Source organism: Streptomyces pactum, from assembly GCF_002005225.1.
Classification (GTDB): Bacteria; Actinomycetota; Actinomycetes; order Streptomycetales; family Streptomycetaceae; genus Streptomyces; species Streptomyces pactum_A.
This window is the reverse complement of sequence record NZ_CP019724.1, coordinates 8421326-8441120: the sequence shown is the minus strand read 5'-3', so window position 1 is coordinate 8441120 and position 19795 is coordinate 8421326. Positions and strand designations below refer to the sequence as shown.

Annotated in this window: 3 protein-coding genes (1 of these 3 only partly in view); all 3 read right to left on the bottom strand. The window is 72.2% G+C overall.

The window, feature by feature from the left end:
- Positions 1 to 25: 25 nt before the first annotated feature.
- Tightly spaced (each overlapping or abutting the next), the 3 genes in view from ccrA to B1H29_RS36505 form a layout consistent with a single transcriptional unit that may run on beyond the window.
- On the bottom strand, positions 26 to 1285 hold the full coding sequence (ccrA, locus tag B1H29_RS36515) for a crotonyl-CoA carboxylase/reductase (protein ID WP_199832470.1): 1260 nt from the start codon (positions 1283 to 1285) through the stop codon (positions 26 to 28).
- Positions 1282 to 2058, bottom strand: coding sequence for a thioesterase II family protein (locus tag B1H29_RS36510; protein ID WP_079159914.1), 777 nt, complete (start codon positions 2056 to 2058; stop codon positions 1282 to 1284). Before B1H29_RS36510 ends, ccrA begins: the two co-directional genes overlap by 4 nt.
- Positions 2055 to 19795, bottom strand: the 3' portion of a protein-coding gene (locus B1H29_RS36505) for a non-ribosomal peptide synthetase (RefSeq protein WP_079159915.1). It continues 223 nt past the right edge of the window; 17741 of the gene's 17964 nt are visible here — the last part of the coding sequence; the start codon falls outside the window, past its right edge — the gene reads right to left on this strand; its stop codon occupies positions 2055 to 2057. The genes B1H29_RS36510 and B1H29_RS36505 overlap by 4 nt, the downstream gene beginning before the upstream one ends.

Genomic DNA, 19795 nt, shown 5'->3' with positions numbered 1-19795 from the left:
GGCCATGAGCCATGTGCCCGGGCGGTCACTTCGCGCCCCCGCCCGGCAGACCGGTCGTCCCGGGCTCGGCGGCGTTGACCAGCACGGCCATGTTGCCCGGCGGATGGGCGTTGTCGTACATGAGCTGGTGCAGTTCGGCGATGTCCGTGAAGGGCGCGGTCCGGCTCAGACAGGGGTCGAGCCGGCCGGCCGCGACCAGTTCGGTGACCGCACGGAACTCCTGCGTGTTGGCGCAGTGCGAACCCTGCAGCCGTTTCTGGAACATCCACAGATAGCGCAGGTCCACATCGCCGTTGTAGCCGCTGGTTCCCGCGCAGGTGACCACCATCCCGCCGTTGTCGCAGAGGTACAGCGAGGTGGGGAGCGTGTCCTGGCCCGGGTGTTCCAGCACGATGCGGGGCGAGCGGCGCTCGCCGAGCGCGTCCCAGAAGCTGCGGCCGAAAGCGCGTACACCGTCGAGCCAGTCGTTGTATGCGGTGGTGTCGGTGCAGTCCGGCAGTCTGCCCCAGTGGTCGAACTCGCTGCGGTTGATCACGCCCCGGGCCCCCAGCCTCCGGCAGTGCTCGGCCTTCTCCTGGCTGGACACCACCGCGATCGGCACACCGCCGAACTGGTGGACGATCTGGATCGCCATCGATCCGAGGCTGCCGGAACCGCCCCACACCAGCACCGGGTCGCCGGGCTGCACGGTGTGCGGCGCCCAGCCGCGCAGCTGGCGGTAGGCGGTGCCGCCGCCGGCGAGGAAGCAGCCGGCCTCCTCCCAGGTGAGCCGTTCCGGCTTGGGGTGCAGTTGGTACTCGTCGACGACGGTGAACTGGGCGAAGGTGCCGAAGTTGAGTTCATAGCCCCAGGCGGCCTGGGACTTCGAGGTGGTCGGATCGGCGCCGAGCCGTATGTCGTCGGCCTGTTCGTCCCATTTCAGCCCGCCGAAGACGACGTGCTCGCCCACCTGGAACCGGGTGGCGCCCTCGCCGGTTGCCCAGACCACGCCCGACCCCTCCGAACCGGCGATGTGGAAGTCGTGGGGGTCGCCCTTGCGCTGTCGTGCGGCGATCACGTCCACCGGTGTGCCGAGGCCGGCCCAGATGCCGTTGTAGTTGATGCCGGCCGCCATCACCAGGACCAGGACCTGGCCGGGGCCGAGCGGGGGCACGTCCACGACTTCGACCTTGATCGCGTTCTGCGGCATCCCGTATCGCTCCTGACGGATCAGGGCGGCGTACATCTGGCGCGGCACCTCCCCCGGCGGGGGGAGCTCGCCTAGCTCGTAGAGGTCTCGTGTCATGGTGATCCATCTCCGGTAGTGACGAGGTGGCGCAGGGCGCGGCCGGCGGCCTCCGGGTGTTCCAGCAGGTAGAAGTGGCCTCCGGGGAAGCCCCTCAGGCGGGGTGGTCGGGGCAGGTCGGCGATCCACCGCCGGGCCTCGTGGACGGAGGCCTCCTCGTCGTCGGCTCCGTACCAGACGTGGTAGGCCGCGCCGGTGTCCGGCGCATGGTCGGCCGGGACGGACGTGGTCGCGCGGTAGGTGTCGACCAACTGCAGGTCCTGGCCGAGGGCGGTCACGGCCAGGTTCAGCATGTGCGGATCGACGAAGACCTCGGGCGGGCAGCCGCCGTAGCGGTCGAGATCCCGGATCAGCTCGGCCCGCGACCGGTTGGTGAACGGCGCCTGGGGGTGCGAGGCGATCCGGCTCGTCGTGACGGGCGAGCGGGACCCGGACAGGACGACGTCGCGCAGCAGGCTGCGGCGTTCCGCCGACAGCCCCATGACGAGCGCGTGGGCGAGCAGCGCCCCCAAGCTGTGGCCGAAGACGGTCGTCGGCCGGTCCACCAGCGCCTCGAAGTCCGGTCTGAGCCGGTTCACCGCCTCGGTGAAGGAGTTCGCCGGTGCCTCTCGGTCATTGGCCTCCAGCAGTGCGACGGCACAGCCGTCCGACAGGGGCCTGGCCAGCGGCAGCAACGACGCGGCCGACCCGCCCGCGTAGTGCAGGAACAGCACCCGGTGCGGTGCGTCGGCGGGCCCGAGCATCACATGCGCGGACAGTGCTCGGCTCGTCATGCGCTCGCTCCGGTGTCGTCGACGAACTCGCGCAGGACGCTGCCGATGTCGCGCAGCGGTGCCACGTCGAGCATCTGGTGGTGTTCGCAGTCGATCGGACGGGTGGTGATCGTGCCGGTGACATACGGGCGCCAGCGCTCCTCGGTCAGGGGGCCCTCGGCGCGGCCGCGGGCCGCGGGCAGGAAGACCATGTCGCCGTCGAAGGTGCCCGGTGTGTGGGTGGCCGAGAGTTCGGTGAAGTGCCGTGCGATCTCCACCAGGCGCGACGAGCGCTCGCCCAGCAGGGCGACCATGGGGTTGTCGTGCTCGCGCAGCAGCGCTTCGGCGCTCTGCGCTGTCAGCCCGTCAGGCAGCCGCTCGGGCGGGCCGTCGACCGATTCGAGCAGCGAGCGCAGGATCGTCGCACGGTCGGGGACACGGGTCACCACGCCGCCTGCCGGTGCGGTGTCGAGCAGGGCGAGGAACGTGACCTTGCCGCCCGTGTCACGCAGCATCCTCGCGACCTCGTGGGCGACCAGTCCGCCGAAGGACCAGCCGAGCAGCCGGTACGGGCCCGGCGACAGCTCTGCGATCCGCGCCGCGTAGTCCGCGGCGATCTCGGACACGGTGCCCGGCAGCGGTCCCCCGTCGACGTATCCGCGGGCCTGCAGGGCGTAGATCGGTACGCCGCGCGGGAGTTCCCGGATCAGTCCCGAGTACCGCCAGCCCAGCCCGCTCGCAGGGGGGAAACAGAACACCGGGGCCTCGGTGCCGTCGGCGCGCAGCGGCAGCACGGTGTCGAACGCCGTGTCACGCGCGATCGCGCCACCCGTGATGTGGCGCGCGGCGAGGCCGGCGACCGTGGGGCTTCGGAAGAGGTCCCTGATGGTGGTTTGCCCGCCCAGTCGGTGTCGGATCCGGCCGATCAGCCGCATCGCGAGCAGGGAGTCGCCGCCCAGGTCGAAGAAGTCGTCGTCGGTGCCGACCTCGGCCACGTCGAGCACCTCGCGGTACAGCGCGCAGAGGGCTTCCTCGACCTGGTTGGCCGGGGCGACGACACAACGGCGTCCGGAGGTCGCTGCGCCGAGGGCTGCCCGGTCGACCTTTCCGTTGGGCGTCACCGGCAGGGAGTCCCGGATCCAGACGACCGCCGGCACCTGGTAGGCGGGCAGCAGGCCCTCGGCGTACCGAATCAGCTCGGCCTCCTCGGGCAGTTGTCCCGCTGCCGGGACGACGTGCGCCGTCAGACGTGCGCGCGCCGGTTCGCCGGACGCCACCACGACGCAGTGCGCGACCCCCGGGTGGGTGGTCAACGCCGTCTCGGTCTCGCCCGGTTCGACCCGGAACCCCCGGATCTTGAGCTGCGCGTCCACCCGGCCGACGTAGTCGAGCCGGCCGTCCGGGCCGAGCCGTGCGAGATCGCCGGTGCGGTACATCCGCCGACCCGAACCGTTCGTCTCGGCGACGTACCGCGCCGCGGTGAGCCGGGGCTGTGCGATGTAGCCACGGCCGACCCCGTCGCCCGCGATGTAGACCTCGCCGACGGAGCCGTCGGGAACCGGGCGCAGCGAGTCGTCGAGCAGACGGACGCGGGTGCCGGGCAGCGGCTGCCCGATCGGGACGGTCCCGCCGACGGCGTCGGCGGCGGGTATCCGGTGGGCCGTGGCGAACACGGTGGTCTCGGTCGGGCCGTATCCGTTCATCAGGGTCAGTCCGGGGTGCCGGCGCAGGAGGTCCTTCGCGGTCGCGGGCGGCACGACGTCCCCGCCGGTCCACACCTCGCGCATGTCCGCGAAGCACGAGGGCTCGTCCTCGACGAGGATCCGGAACAGACCGGCGGTGAGCCAGGCCCGGGTGACCCGTTCTGCCCGGATGACGCGGGCGAGCTCGGCGGTGTCCGGGTCGCCGCCGGGCGCGAGCACCGCGCAGCCGCCGTTGAGCAGGGTGCACCAGATCTCCAGGGTGGAGGCGTCGAAGGCGAGCGGGCTGTGCACGAGGACCCGTCGCGGCGTGCGGAACGCGTCCTGTCCCGTGAGCCAGGCGATCTCGCGCCGGGACACCGCCACGCCCTTGGGGCGCCCGCTCGATCCGGAGGTGTACATGACGTAGGCCAGGGCCCGTGCCGGTACCGGCCGCAGCTCGACGTCGGCGCGGTCGCCGTCGCCGGGCGGTTCGGCCGGATCCGGGACGATGACCGGGATCGCGAGGTCCGCGGGAACATCGCCGTCGGCCAGCAGCACGGTGGCCGACGACTCGGTGATGATGTCGTGCATGCGCCGGGTGGGGAATCGCCGGTCGAGCGGCACGTATCCGGCGCCCGCCTTCAGCACCCCGAGCAGGGCGGCGATCATCGCAGGCGTGCGGTCGAGGAGCAGGGCGACCGTGCTCTCCGGCCCGGCCCCGGCCGCGGCGAGAGTGCGGGCCAGCCGATCGGACCAGGCGTCGAGTTCCGCGTAGGTCACGGTGTGGTCCTGGCCGACGACGGCCGGGTGGTCCGGTGTCTCGGCCACTCGATCGGCGAAGACCGCGATGGGGTCGCGGTCCGGCGTCGGACCGGCCGGACCGATGGCTGACGCCGTGCCGACCGGCCGGCCGGCGACCCGCTCGACGGGCTGGCCGGGGTCGGCCGCCAGCGACTCCAGTACGTCGCACAGCCAGGTCATGACCTGCTCGGCCCGGTCCGGTGGGATCAGGTCCGCTCGGTGGATCAGCCGCAGCCCGAGCCCGTCGGGAGCGGCGGCGGCCACCAGGCCCAGCGGATAGTGCATCCCGTCCCTGGCCTGCTCCAGGCGTACGGCCTCCTCGCCCGCTCCGGTCCGGACGGCGCCCCCGTCGACCGGATAGTTCTCGAAGGCCACCAGGGTGTCGAACAGTTCACCGACACCGGCCAGGCGGTGCGCGGCGGCGAGCGTGAGGTGATGCGCCTCGCCCAGGGCCGCTTGTTCGGTCTGGAGACGCCGCAGCAGCTTTGCGGCACTCTCCCCCGGCCGCGGTCGCAGCCGGACGGGAACCGTGTTGATGAGGCAGCCGATCATCGACTCGATGCCGGGTACGGCCGGGGGCCTGCCGGACACCACGCTGCCGAAGACCACGTCCCACCGTCCGGTGAGCCGTCCGAGTACCAGCCCCCACGCGGTGTGCACCATGGTGCTGGTGGTGACCCCGAGGGTCCGGCCGGTGTCCCGAAGACGTGCGGCAACCCGCTCGGGCAACCGTCGGTGCAGCTCCCGCCGAGGTCCCGTGGTGCGGCCCGCGCCCGGGACGACGAGGCAGCCGTCCACCCCCGACAGTGCTGCCTGCCAGATGCGTTCGGCGGCCTGAACGTCCTGCTGTGCCAGCCATGACGCGTACGCCCGGTAGGGAGTCGGCGCCGGCAGTCCGTCGCCGTCGCGACCCTCGTCGGCGCCGGGACGGCAGGCGGCGAAGATCTCGCGCAGCAGCAACGGCAGCGACCAGCCGTCCAGCAGCATGTGATGGTTGGTCACGACGAGCCGGTGCCCGGCGGATCGCTCGGACGCCGCGTGACCGTCGTCGGGCATCTGCACCAGCAGGAAGCGGGCCAGGGGCGGGTCGGACGGGTCGAATCCCTCGCGTCGTTCCGCCGCGGCGAGCGCGGCCAGTTCAGCCTGGTCTGCCGCGGTGCGCACCCGCCACGGCGCTCTGACCTTCTCTGGAATCACCTGCACCCAGGGGCCGTCCGGCGGCTGGACGAACGCCGCGCGCAGGGCGTCGTGCCGGTCGAGGACCGTCTGCACCGCACGCTCCAACGTGTTCGGACTCGGACTGCCGGGCACGGCGAGGATGGTCTGCACCACATAGGGATCGTCCCCATCGGGCTCGTCCCCGTAGGGGTCGCCGGAGTCCGAGCGTCCTCGCAGCAGTGCGTGGAAGAGCATGCCCTCCTGCAGCGGTGCGAGCGGCAGCACGTCGGCCGGTGCCGGCCAGGTCTGCTCGATCCAGTCCACCTGTTTCTGGTCCAGGTCGACGAGCGGAAAGTCGGAGGGCGTGCGGCCGCCGGCCGTACGGCGCGCGTGGTCGACGATGCCGGCCAACGCCTCGAACCACAGGTCGGCCAGCTCCGCCATGTCTCGTTCGGCCAGCAGATCGCTCGGCCATGTCCAGTTGGCGACCAGCCGCGGTCCCTGCGGGGTGTCTCTGACGAGGGTGTCGAGCGCCACCGCGTGTGCCAGCGCCCGGGTGGCGGTCTCCCGGGGCAGGGCGGCCGCGACGTCGGTTTCGGGTGAACCACTCAGCCGGCCGAGGTAGTTCACACAGATCTGCGGTGCGCCCGCCCGTGCCAGTGCGGACATCGTCTGCGGGTTGAGGTAGCGCAGCAGTCCGAATCCGATGCCGCTGTCAGGGACCGACCGCAACTGCTCCTTGACGCGCTTCACGGCCGCGCCGATGCCGTCGTCCCCGCGGCGGACCTCGGCCCAGTCCAGTGCCCCGGGGTCGAGCGCCACCGGGTGCAGCGTGGTGAACCAGCCGACGGTCCGGGTGAGATCCATGCCATCGTGCTCGACCCGGCCATGTCCCTCGACATCAACCAGGACCGCGCTCGTGGCCGGGATGTCCCGCCGCGTCCGCCACTCGTCCACGGCCAGGGCCAGCGCGGTGAGCAGGGCGTCGGTGACCCTGCCGTGGAACGCCGCGGGAACTTCGGTGAGCAGTGCGGCCGTCGTCCCGTTCGGCGCCGTCCGCCGGAGGGACCGGGCGGTGGCGACCGTGTCCGTTTCGGGATCGAGGGCGCGCTCGCCCAGCAGGGGGTCGGGGGTGCGCAGCACCGTCGCCCAGTAGCGGGTTTCGGCCAGCCGGGTGCGGTTTCCGCAGGAGGCGACCAGCTCTTGCGCCCAGCGCTTGAACGACGTGCCGACGGGCGCCAGTTCGATGGGCCGGCCCGCCGTCAGGTCGGCGAAGGCCGCCGCCAGATCGGCGGCCAGGATGCGCCAGGACACCGCGTCGATCACCAGGTGATGTGCGGTGAGGGCCAGCCGGCTGGTGGCGCCGGGGCCACTCGACAGCCACGCCGCTTCGAGCATGACGCCGTTGTCCGGGTCCAGGCGGGCCCGGGCCTCCGCCACTGACCGGGCCGTCAGCCGGCTCAGATCCTCGCCGGACAAAGTGGACGCGTCCACGCAGACCAGCAGGTCGTGGGCGGTGACGGCCCCCGGCTCGGGTATGTCCAGCGCCCACAGTTCCGTGTCGTGGTCGCGGGACAGCCGCATCCGCAGCGCGTCGTGGTGGTCCACAACGGACTGGAGCGCGAGGCTCACCTGCTCCTGACCGAGGCCCGGCGGAACGGGAACGACGACGGACTGCTGGAAGTCCGCCACGTCGTCGCCGAGTTCGCGAAGCCAGTGCATGATCGGCGTCAGCGGGACGGACCCCACCCCCCGCTCGGACACCACCGCCGATGTACGGCGACCGGACCGAGCTACGGCGGCGAGTTCCGCGATCACCGGGTGAGCGAATACGTCGCGTGTGGTCAGCGAGAGGCCTTCCCTGCCCGCCCGGCTGACCAGTTGGATGGCCAGGATGCTGTCGCCGCCGAGTTCGAAGAAGTGGCCGTCGACCGGGGGGGCCGGCTGCCCCAGCAGGTCTGCGATCAGGCGGCACAGAATGCGCTCGTCCTCGGTGCCTGAAGCGGCGTCCGACACTCGACCGGCACCCTTGTCCGTATGGGTGAGGGGAGCAGGCAGTCTTGTCCGGTCCACCTTGCCGTGGGCGGTGAACGGCAGGCTGTCCACCGGGACCAGCGCGGTCGGCACGAGGTGGTCGGGGACCCGCTCGGCAAGCCACCCGCGCAGCTCGGGGAGGTTGACGCCGCCGGGTTCGGCGACTACGTAACCAGCCAGCCGTTCCCCGGTCGGCGTGGTGAAAGCAGCCGCCGCGGCGGCGCGCACGCAGGGGTGGCCGAGAAGGTTCTGCTCGACCTCGCCCAGTTCCACGCGATGACCGCGAATCTTCACCTGCCCGTCTGCCCGACCGATGAACTCGAGGTTGCCGTCCCGGCGCCGCCGCACCAGGTCTCCCGTGCGGTACATGCGCGCACCCCGGGCGCCGTACGGATCAGCGACGAACCGGCCGGCGGTCGCGGCCGGTTCCCCTCGATAGCCCCGGGCCAGTCCGGGACCTGACAGGTAGAGTTCCCCGACCATTCCGGGCAGCACCGGGCGCAGAGCGTGGTCGAGCACGTACGCCCTGGTGTTGGCAAGCGGCCGGCCGAGGGGCGGGGTACCACCATCGGTCAACGCCCCCGTGATGGTCGACGCCACCGTGCATTCAGTCGGGCCGTAGACATTCAGGACTCGGCAGGTCGAAGCCCATCGGTTGACGAGCGAACCGGGCACCGTCTCGCTGCCCAGTGCGAGCACGAAGCCGTCCGGCAGGGCACCGGGCTGGATGGCTGCGGCAACGGTCGGGGTCAGCGTCGTGTGCGTGACGCCGTGACGCGCCATCAGTTCAGCCAGGTTCGCCGCAGCAGTGACCCGGTCGCTATCGGGCAGCACCACGGCTGCACCTGATGACAGCGTGAACAGAAGGTCCCCGGTCGCCACGTCGAAGCCGGGTGAGGCGAACTCCAGAACACGGCTGTCTGGTGTGACTTGGTAGGCATCCGCGAGGCTGCGGGCCAGGCCCGGAAGTCCGCGGTGGGTCACCAGGACGCCCCGGGGTGTGCCGGTCGACCCGGAGGTGTGGATCAGGTAGGCCGGGTGGTCAGGCGTCCAGGGGACCAGCCGATCGGCGTCGGTCGGGTCGTGCGTGGGCAGGTTCGGCAGGTGTTGCGCCGGGTCCAGGACGGGTGCGGTCGTCGGTCCTACGTCGCCCTTGGCGAGAACCAGTGTGGGAGCGGCGCGGTCGAACAGCAGGCGCACTCGCTCGGGCGGGTAGTCGGGGTCCACTGGCAGATACGCTGCGCCGGATTTCAGCACCGCCAGCAGAGCGACGACCAGATCGATGGATTGTGGCAGGTGGAGCGCGACGATCTGTTCGGCACCGATCCCCCGCGCGATGAGCCGGTGAGCCAGCCGGTTGGCCCTCTCGTTCAGCTCCTGATAGCTGATCCGGTCCTCGCCGCACACGACGGCGTCGCGGTCGCGGTGGTGTCGGACCTGCCGTTCGAAGGCCGCCAGCGCGTGCTCGACGGGGACGGTGCGGTCCGTGTCGTTCCATGGGAACTGGTCGGTGGCCGGCTCCAGGCGTGCCGCACCGATCCGTAGTGTGGGATCGGCCGCGACCTGATCCAGGAAGAGAACCAGGCGTTCGGCGAGCTCCTCTCCTGTCCGTCGGTCGAACAGCTCCGTGGCGATCTCCAAGGCCCCGGTGAGGCCCAGGAGTTCCCCGTCGGGTCCGCGGCGCTCGGCGACGTTGACCGCGAGGTCGTACTTGGCCGCGGCGTAGCCGGTGGGGTGGGATCGCACGCCGACCCCGTCGAGGTCCAGCGCGGCCTCACGGTGCTGGTCGAACGCCAGCATCACCTGCACCAAGGGGTTTCGGGCCAACGACCGTTCGACGCCGAGGACGTCGACGAGCCGTTCGAAGGGCACGTCCTGGTGGGAGTACGCGGCGAGGTCGGTGCGCCGGACCCGGTCCAGCAGGGTGACGAAGTCCGGATCGCCACTGGTGTCGGTGCGCAGTACCAGAGTGTTGGCGAAGAAGCCGATCAGCGGTTCCAGCACACTGTCGCCGCGGCCGGCCACCGGTGTGCCGATCGGCACATCGGTGCCGGCGCCGTGCCGGGTGAGCACGGCGGCCAGGGCCGCGTGCAGCACCATGAACAGCGTCACGCCGTGGCGTTCGGCGAGTTCGGCGAGCGACCGGTGGGTCTCGGGCGAGACGGCGTACTCGACCACCGCGCCCTCGTGCCCGGCGACCGCGGGGCGCGGGCGGTCGGCGGGCAGCGCAAGCTCGTCGGGCATCCCGTCCAGCGCGCCGGTCCAGTAACGGATCTGCTGGGCCAGCACACTGTCGGGATCGTCCTCGTCGCCGAGCGTGGCGCGCTGCCACAGCGTGTGGTCCGCGTACTGCACGGCCAGCGGTTCCCAGTCAGGTGCGGTGCCTCGCCTGCGGGCGGCGTAGGCGGTCGACAGGTCCGCGCCGAGCGGGCCCAGCGACGCGCCGTCGGCGGCGATGTGGTGCACCACGAGCGACAGCACGTGGTCCTCGGGCGCGAGCCGGAACAGCGTCGCCCGCAGCGGTGCTTCGGTGGCGAGGTCGAACGGGTGGGACGACGCCGCAGCCAGCTCGGCGGGAAGCTCCTCGGTCCGCACGTCGCGCACCGGCATGCCGGGTGGGACGTCCTCGACGGACCGGACCCGCTGGTGGGGGACGCCCGCCTCGCTGCCGAACGTGGTGCGCAGCACCTCGTGCCGGTCCACCACATCCCGCAGCGCGTCCCGCAGCGCCGCGTCGTCCAGCGGGCCGGTCAGCCGCAGCGCGAACGGGATGTTGTACGTGGCCGACGGCCCCTCCACCTGGTGGAGCACCCACAGCCGTAGCTGCGCGAAGGACAGCGGGATCCGTGCGGGCCGGGACATGGCCACCACCGCGGGACGGCCGGCGCCGTGTTCGTCGAGTACGGCGTCGAGCCCGTGCACCGTCGGCACCTCGAACAGCCGGCGGATGGGGAGTTCCACCCCGAGCGTCTCGCGGACCCGGCTGACCAGGCGCGTGGCCAGCAAGGAGTGTCCGCCGAGCGCGAAGAAGTCGTCGTGCACGCCCACCGCGGGCTTGCCGAGCACATCGGCGAAGAGCCCGCACAGGATCTCCTGCCGCGGCGTGGCCGGCGGCGTCCGCTCACCGACCCACGGCGTCGGGTCCGCACCGGCGGCGGTGACCTCGTCGGTGCCGGTGAGGACGGTGTACGAGGCCGGCACCAGGTGCTCGGGCAGCCACTGCAGGGCGAAGGCGCGCAACCGGTCGGCGTCGCAGGCGACGTCCTGCGAGGTCACCACGTGGACGGCGACCGAACGCTCCGACGGCTGTGCGGCGTCGCGCAGTACGGCGGCGACCTCCCGTACGCCGTCGAACTGGGCGAGCACCTCCTCGATCCGGGCCAGGTCAATCTCCCGGTCCGCCGGCACCGGCCGCAGCCGGTGGTCGAGTGCGTCTCCCCCGGACAGGTCCACAGCGCCGATCGGCAGTGCCGGGTCGGCCGCGACGGCCGTCAACAGCCGCCGCAACCGGTCGGTGATCCGCTCCACGGTGTCCCGGTCGAACAGGTCCGACCGGTACTCCACCATGCCGGCCACGCCGCCGGGGCGGCCTGCCACCGGTTCCCGTTCGGCGAGGTTGAAGCCCAGGTCGAAGTTGACCGCGCCGACGTCCAGTGGCTCGCCGGTGATGCGCACGCCGGGCAGCGTGACGTCCGTCCGCGGCGCGTTCTGCAGCACCAGCATCACCTGGAACAGCGGATGACGGGCGAGGGACCGCTGCGGGTTGAGTGCCTCGACGAGGTACTCGAACGGCAGCTCCTGGTTGTCGTACGCCGCCAGGTCGACCTGCCGGGCCCGGTCCAGCAGTTCGCCGAACGACGGGTCGCCGGAGGTGTCGAGGCGCAGCACCAACGTGTTGACGAAGAAGCCCACGAGGTTCTCGACCGCCGCCTCGGTCCGGCCGGCGATGGCGCCGCCGAGCACGACGTCCGTGCCCGCGCCGAGCCGGGTGAGGACGGCGGCCAGGGCGCTCTGCACCACCATGAACAGGCTGGCCCGGTGCTTCCGCGCGACGTCGAGCAGCTTGGCGTGCAGTGCGGCGTCGAGTTCGAAGGCGAGCCGCTCGCCCGCCGGTGCGGCGGCCGCGGACCGCGGCCGGTCGACCGGCAGGGGCATCTCAGGGGGTGCCGCAGCGAGCGTCCGCCGCCAGTACACGAGCTGCCGGGAGACGGCGCTGTCGGGGTCCGCGGTGCTGCCGAGCACCTCGCGTTGCCACAGGGCGTAGTCGGCGTAGCTCACGGCGAGTTCCGGCCAGGCCGGCTCCTCGTCGTGCAGGCGGGCCCGGTAGGCGGCGGTGAGGTCGCGGGCGAGCGGGCCGATGGACCAGCCGTCGCCGGCGATGTGGTGCAGGACCAGCAACAGCACGTGTTCCCGCGGAGCCACCGCGAAGAGCGTGGCGCGCAACGGGGGGTCCAGCGTGACGTCGAAGGGCGTCCGCGCCGCCGCGGCCAGGGCCTGTGGCAGAGCGGCGGGGTCGACGTCCACCACGGGGCATGCCGGACGCGCCTGCTCGGCCGGCGATACGAGCTGGAAGGGTTCGCCGTCCTGCTCGGGGAAGACCGTGCGGAGCGTCTCGTGCCGGTCCACCAGGTCGCCGAGCGCGGCCCGCAGCGCGGCTCGGTCGAGGCTGCCGTGCAACCGCAGCACCAGCGGAAGGTTGTAGCTGGGCGAGGACGTCTCGAAGCGGTTGAGGAACCACAGGCGCAACTGGGCGAACGACAGCGGCACCCGCTCCGGCCGGGGCCGCCGCATCAGCGCCGGCCGGGCCGGCTGCTCGGCTTCCAGCCGTTCGCTGAGCGCCGCGACGGTGGGGCCCTCGAAGATCCGGCGGATGGGGATCTCGGTCCCGGTGACCGTCCTGATCCTGCTGACCAGCCTGGTCGCCAGCAGCGAGTGGCCGCCGAGGGCGAAGAAGTCGTCGTCGATGGTCACCTTCGGCACTCCGAGCACTTCGGCGAACAGCTCGCAGAGCACGTTCTCGCGCGACGTGCGAGGCGGCCGGCCGGCCGACAGGGCGCCGAAGTCGGGCTTCGGCAGCGCCCGCCGGTCCAGCTTGCCGTTGACGGTGAGCGGCAGTTGATCGAGTGCCACGAAGGCAGCGGGAATCATGTAGTCCGGCAGCCACCGGCGCAGTCGGGTGCGCAGTTCGTCGTTGAACGCGCGCAGCCTGCGGGTGCGGGCCGGGCTGTTGGCGTGGACCAGCGGGTCGGCCCCGGCCCGAGGTCCTTCGTACGCCGGCACCACGGCGGCGGAAGCGTCGCGCGGCAGGAAGACCGCGTCGAAGCACTCGTCGCGGCCGTACGCGGACCAGGTGGTCACCACCTGGAAGCCGCAGCGCGCGCCGAGGTCGTGGAGATCCTCCGGATCGACCCCGGCGGCTTCGGCGTGCAGTTCGGAAAGGACCCGCGCGACGCCGCCGCCCCGGTTGAGTTCGCTCATCGCGTCGAACTCGGCCAGCAGCCTGCCGTTGGGCACCTCGGTCACCCGCAGGCCGGTCGGCGCGTCGCGCAGCGCGTCGGCCAGCGTGTCGATGGCGGCGTCGGTGGGCGCGTCGGCCGGGGCCAGGTCCGCCCAGGGCAGTCGGGGCAACCGGTCGACGGGCTGCGCGGCGGTGGGCGCTTTGGTGATCACCACTTCGTAGCGGTAGCGCGACAGCTCGTTGTCGAACCTGCCCCGCTTGAGCCTGACGTCCACCCCGCCGATACCCGGCAGCGAGCGGCCCAGGGCGACGAAGAAGTCGGGCGCCAGGAGCAGTTCCTCCTCGGTGGCGACCTTCTGCTCCACCACCGCGCGGACCGACGAGGTGTCGGATTCCTCCGTGAGTCGGTGGGCGGCGACGGCGCTCTGCAGGCAGCGCAGCAGGCGCAGATTCCGGATGTCGCCCAGGACGATCGCGCCGCCTGGCACCAGCAGCTCCAGGCATGCGCGCAGGACGTCCACGAGATAGCCGGCGTGGGGGAAGTACTGGACCACGGAGTTGAGGACGATGGTGTCGAAGAAGTCGCGGGGCAGCCCGTCCGTGTCGTCGGCGGCCTGTACGCGCAGCCGCACTCCCGGCAGGTCCTCGCCGCGCGCCCGGAGCTGCTCCTGCAGCGCGGCGATGACCGACGGGGAGAAGTCGGTTCCCCAGTACGCCTCGCAGTGCGGGGCGAGCCGGGACAGCAACAGCCCATTGCCGACGCCGATCTCCAGCACCCGGCGGGGGTCGAGGCGCAGTACCTGGTCGACGGCGGCCGACCGCCACCGCTCCATGTCCTCCAGCGGGATGTGCCGGCCGTCGTAACTGCTCTGCCAGACGGTGAAGTCGTCCCAGAAGCCGCCGTCCGCGACCTGCTCGGTGTAGAGCGAGTCGTACAGCTCGCGCCAGAACCGGACCTGCTCGTCCTCCTCCTGCTCGTCCCGGCCGGCTGCCCACTCGGCGCCGGGAACGACATAGCCGACGAGTCGGCGTTCGCCGTCGCTCGCCCGGCCGAGCAGGACCGTGGCCTCGGCGATGTGCTCCTGCCGCGACAACGCGGCCTCGATCTCGCCCAGTTCGATGCGGAAGCCGCGCACCTTGACCTGGTCGTCGGCCCGGCCGACGAAGGCGAGTCCGCCGCCCCGCCGCCAGCGCACGAGGTCGCCGGTGCGGTACATCCGGCCGCCCGGTTCGTCGAACGGATCGGCGACGAACCGCTCAGCGGTCAGCGGCCTGCGGTTGAGGTAACCCCGGCCGAGCCCCGTGCCGGCGATGTACAGCTCGCCGGTGACCCCGCACGGCACCGGGCGGAGGCTGGCGTCCAGCACGTACATCCGGACGTTCTGGGTCTGGCTGCCCACCGGGGGCGGGCCGTCGGTGGCCGTTGGGGACGGGTCGACCTCCGCCAGGGTGCTCCACACGGTGGTCTCGGTGGGCCCGTAGAGGTTGACCACCTGGCTGCCCACCGCGCCCATCTGTTCGGCGACGCTGCTGGTCAGCGCCTCACCGCCGACGAGCAGCCGCAGACCGCGCAGGCCTTCGGGGGCGTTGGCCAGCATCGTGCGGTACAGCGAGGGGGTGGCCTGGAGGACCGTGGCCCCGCTCGCCGCGGCGAGTCCCGACAGCGCGACCGGGTTGCGGATGGTCTCCGGCTCGGCGATGAGCACGCTTGCGCCGTGCAGCAGCGGCAGGTAGACGTCGACGGCGACGATGTCGAACGCGATCGTCGCCGTCGCCAGGACGCGGTCGTGCGGACCGACCGGGAACCGCTCGGCGAATCCGGTCAGGTTGTTGATGATGCTCCGGTACGAGATCAGCACGCCCTTGGGGCGGCCGGTGGAGCCGGAGGTGTAAATGATGTAGGCGGCGTTGTCCGGCCGGATCGGCGATACGCGGTCGGTGTCGACGGGATCGGTGCTCGCACGCGCGGACAGCCCGTCCTCTGCCGCGGGATCGCCGAGAACGATCGTCGGGGTGTCGGTCTCCGGCAGGGTGGGCGCGATCTCCGTACGGGTGATGAGCGCGACGGGGCGGGCGTCCGAGATCAGGAACGCCAGACGCTCCGCCGGATGGGCGGGGTCCATGGGGAGGTACACCGCGCCGGCCTTCTGCACGGCCAGCATCGCCACGACCATGTCCACCGAGCGCGGGACGGCCAGCGCCACGACGTGCTCCGGGCCGATGCCCCGGGCGATCAGCTCCCGGGCCAGCCGGTTGCTGCGCTCGTTGAGCTGTGCGTACGTCGCCTGCTCGGTGCCGCAGCGCACCGCCAGGGCGTCGGGGGCGGCGGCGACCTGCTGCTGGAACCGCTCGTGCAGGTAGTGGTCGGGCAGGGGCCGGGCGGTGTCGTTCCTGGCCGTCAGCAGGTCGCGTCGCTCGTCGGGGCCGAGGTAGTCGACGTGCTCGATGGGTGTCGCGGGATCGCGCAGCACGGCGCGCAGGAAGGCTTCGTACCAGGCGACGAGCCGCTCCACGGTCTCCCGGTCGAACAGGTCGGTGGCGTACTCGACCGTGCCGTACACCCCGTCGGGGCTCCCCGTCGCGGTGCGCCGCTCGGCCATGCTGACGAACAGGTCGAACTTGGCGTTGCGGGCGTGCACGGGGTACGGGGTAGCGGTCAACCCGGCCAGGTCGGCTGTCACGGCCGCCACGTTCTGGAGCGCGAACATCACCTGGAACAGCGCGTTGCCGGACAGCGAGCGTGCGGGGTTGAGTGTCTCGACCAGGTGCTCGAACGCCAGGTCCTGGTGGGCGTAGGCGTCGAGGTCGGTGGTGCGGACCCGGGCCAGCAGTTCCCGGAAGCCGGGGTTGTCCGACGTGTCCGTCCGCAGTACCAGCGTGTTGACGAAGAAGCCGACCAGCGGGTCGAGGATGTCGTCGGTGCGGCCTGCGACAGGCGTGCCGAGCGGGATGTCGGTGCCGGCCCCGAGCCGGGTCAGCAGAGCGGCGAAGGCGGCCTGCAGCACCATGAACAGGGTGGCCCCGTCGGTCCGCGCCAGGGTGGTGAGACCGGCGTGCAGGTCCGCGTCGAACGTGAAGTCGACGGTGTCGCCGCGATAGCTGGCCATCGGGGGGCGCGGCCGGTCGGTCGGCAATTCCAGCTCCGCTGCGACGCCGTCGAGCGCGGCGGTCCAGTACCGCGTCTGCTGCGCGAGGAGGCTGGTGCCGTCCTGTTGATCGCCGAGCAGCCGGGACTGCCAGAGGGTGTAGTCGGCGTACTGCACGGGCAGCGGCGTCCAGCCGGGCTCCGCGCCACGGCGCCGCGCGTCGTAGGCCGCACCGAGATCGTCGAGCAAGGGCTTGAGCGACCAGCCGTCACCGGCTATGTGGTGCAGCAGCAGGACCAGCACGTGCTCCTCGCCGCCCGCGGTGCCGGCTGCCTGGGTGAACAGCCAGGTGCGCAGTGGGGGTTCGGTCTCCAGGTCGAAGCCGTGCGCCACGGCCGCGCGGACCGCGCCGTCCAGTTCCGCGGGGTCCACCACGGCGATGTCCAGCCGGGGCGCGCCGGCCTCGGGCTCGAGCACGAGCTGGTGCGGCACGCCGTCGGTGGCCGGGAAGACGGTGCGCAGGCTCTCGTGCCGCCGCACCACGTCGGCGAGGGCGGCGTGCAGCGCGGCGGGGTCCAGATGTCCGGCCAGCCGCAGCACGACGGGGATGTTGTAGGTCGGGCTGCGGTCTTCGAGCCGGTTGAGGAACCACAGCCGGCGCTGGGCGAAGGAGAGCGGTATGCGATCGGGCCGCGGCAGCGGTCGAATCCGCGGTCTGGCTGCTCCGGTGTTGTTCAGCGCGGCCGTCAGACCGGCCACGGTCGAGGTCTCGAACAACTGCCGCAGGGCGACCTCGACACCGAGGGTGGACCGGATGCGATTGGCGAGGCGGGTGGCGAGCAGCGAGTGTCCGCCGAGGGCGAAGAAGTCGTCGTCCACACCGGCCTCGGGGAGCCCCAGCACCTCGGCGAAGAGTCCGCAGAGGATGGCCTCGCGCGGGTCACGGGCCTGCCGGCCGCCCGCGGTGCGGTGCGGTGCGGGAAGCGCGGCGCGGTCGACCTTGCCGCTCGGGCTCAGCGGCAGCTCGGCCAACGTGGTGAAGGTGGACGGCACCATGTAGTCCGGCAGCACGGCGGCGGCCGAGGCACGGACCTCGGCCCCGTCGACCGGAGCCTCGACGAGCAGGTAGGCGGCCAGCTCCTGGCCGCGTGCCACCACCACGGCCCGGCGGACGTCGGGATGCCGCGACAGCACCGTCTCGACTTCGCCGAGTTCGATCCGAAAGCCCCGGATCTTGACCTGGTCGTCGGTGCGGCCGAGGAATTCCAGTACGCCGTCGCCGTCCTGCCGGGCGAGGTCGCCGGTGCGGTACAGCCGCTCCCCCGGCGTCCACGGATCGGCGACGAACCGCTCCGCGGTCAGTGCGGCCCGGTCCAGATAGCCCCGGGCGAGCTGCGCGCCGCCCAGGTACAGCTCGCCCGGCACGCCGGGGGGCACCGGACGCAGCCAGGCGTCGAGGACGTACGCCTGGGTGTTCCAGCCGGGCCGGCCGATCGGTACGGCCTCGTCCCGTACATGCCAGCCCGTCACGTCCACGGCGGCCTCGGTCGGGCCGTAGTAGTTGAGCAGGTCGGCGTCGAGTGTCCGCCGGAACTCCTGCGCCAGCTCGGCGGGGAGCGCCTCGCCGCTGCACACCACGCGCCGCAGCGAGGTGCACGCGTGCGCCTCCGGCTCCTCGAGGAACGCCTGGAGCATCGAGGGGACGAAGTGGGCCGTGGTGATGTCCTGGCGCTGGATCAGCTCCGCGAGGTAGCGCGGATCCCGGTGGCCGTCCGGCCGCGCGAGCACCAGCGTGGCTCCGGTGACGAGCGGCAGGAAGAACTCCCACACCGACACGTCGAAGCTCGACGGCGTCTTCTGCAGCACCCGGTCGCCGGGGCCCAGCCGGAGGTCGTCCTGCATGCACCGCAGCCGGTTGACGATCGCGGCGTGGCTGACCATCACGCCCTTGGGCCTGCCGGTGGACCCCGAGGTGTAGATGACGTACGCCGGATGGAGGGGTGAGCCCTCGCACGGCATGAGCGTGCCGGTGTCGGCCTGCGGCACGTGGACCGACGCGGGGTCGTCCAGCACGGCCACCGGCCGGGCTTCGGCCAGCATCGCCGCGATCCGGTCCGGCGGATAGCCGGGATCGACCGGCAGATAGGCGGCCCCGGTACGGTGCACCGCACACAGGGCCACCACGAGTTCCAGCGAGCGGGGCAGCGCCACCGCCACGGTGCGCTCCGGCCCGGCTCCCTTCGCGACGAGGTGTGCGGCGAGCCGATTCGTCCGGTCGTCGAGCTGGGCGTAGGTCAGCGTGGCGTCCTCGTGGACGACCGCCACGGCGTCCGGGCTCTGGGCGGCCTGATCCTGGACCATGCGTGCCAGGTCGGTGGGGGGCAGCGGCACGTCGGCGCCTCGGCCGCGGGCCAGCGCGTCGGCCCGCTCGGCCGCGGAGAGCACATCGGTCCCGGCGACGGGCCGGCCGGGCCGGTGGGCCAGCTCGGTCAGGGCGGCGACCAGCCGGCCCACGACGCGCTGCGCCTCCTGGGCGCCGACGGTGTCGGTGCGGTACTGGAGCCGCAACTGCAACCGGTCGCCGCGCAACGCCGCCACCAGACCCAGCGGGTAGTGCATGGTGTCCTCGGCGTGTTCCACCGAGATCCGCAGCCCGTCCAGGGCTGCCTGGACGCCGCCCCGGTCCACCGGATAGTTCTCGAACACCACAGCGGTGTCGAACAGTTCGGTCACGCCCGCGAGGGACTGCAGCTCGGCCAGGCCCAGGTACTGGTGATCGGCGAGCGCGGACTGTTCACGCTGGATGCGGGCGGCGAGGTCGCCGAGCGATTCGGCCGGGTCGAGCCGGACGCGCACCGGCACGGTGTTGATCAGCAGGCCCACCATCGACTCGATCCCGGGCAGCACCGGGGGCCGGCCGGAGGTCACTCCGCCGAACACCACGTCGTGCTGCCCGGTCAGCCGGGCCAGCAGCAGGGCCCAGCAGGTCTGCACCGCTGTATTGACCGTGACGCGCAGCGACTTCGCGGTGTCCTGCAGGGTCGCGGTGAAGCGCTCCGGCAGCGTGACCTCGACATGCTCGTGACGGGCCGGCTCCGCGGCACGCTGCGGTCCGGGGCCGGTCGTGGGGACCAGCGTCCCCTCTGTCAGGCCTGTGAGGGCCTCGCGCCACACGCGCCGGGCCTCCTCGCGGTCCCGCTGGGACAGCCACGCAAGGTAGTCCCGGTAGGGCGGGGCCGGTGGGAGCTGCGAGCCGTCTCCGTCGGCGGCGTAGAGGGCGAACAGCTCGCGCAGCAGCAGCGGACCGGACCAGCCGTCGAGCAGGATGTGATGGTTGGTCACCACGAAACGGTGGGTGTCCGGTGCGAGACGCACCAGGATGAAACGGATCAGCGGTGGCTCGGTCAGGTCGAAGCCGGCGTCCCGGTCCGCCCGCAGCAGCCGGTCCAGTTCGGCGTCCCGGTCGGGCTCCGGCAGCCTTGACAGGTCGTGCTCCAGCCAGTCGACGGTGACGTGGCGCGGCACGACCTGGACGGGTG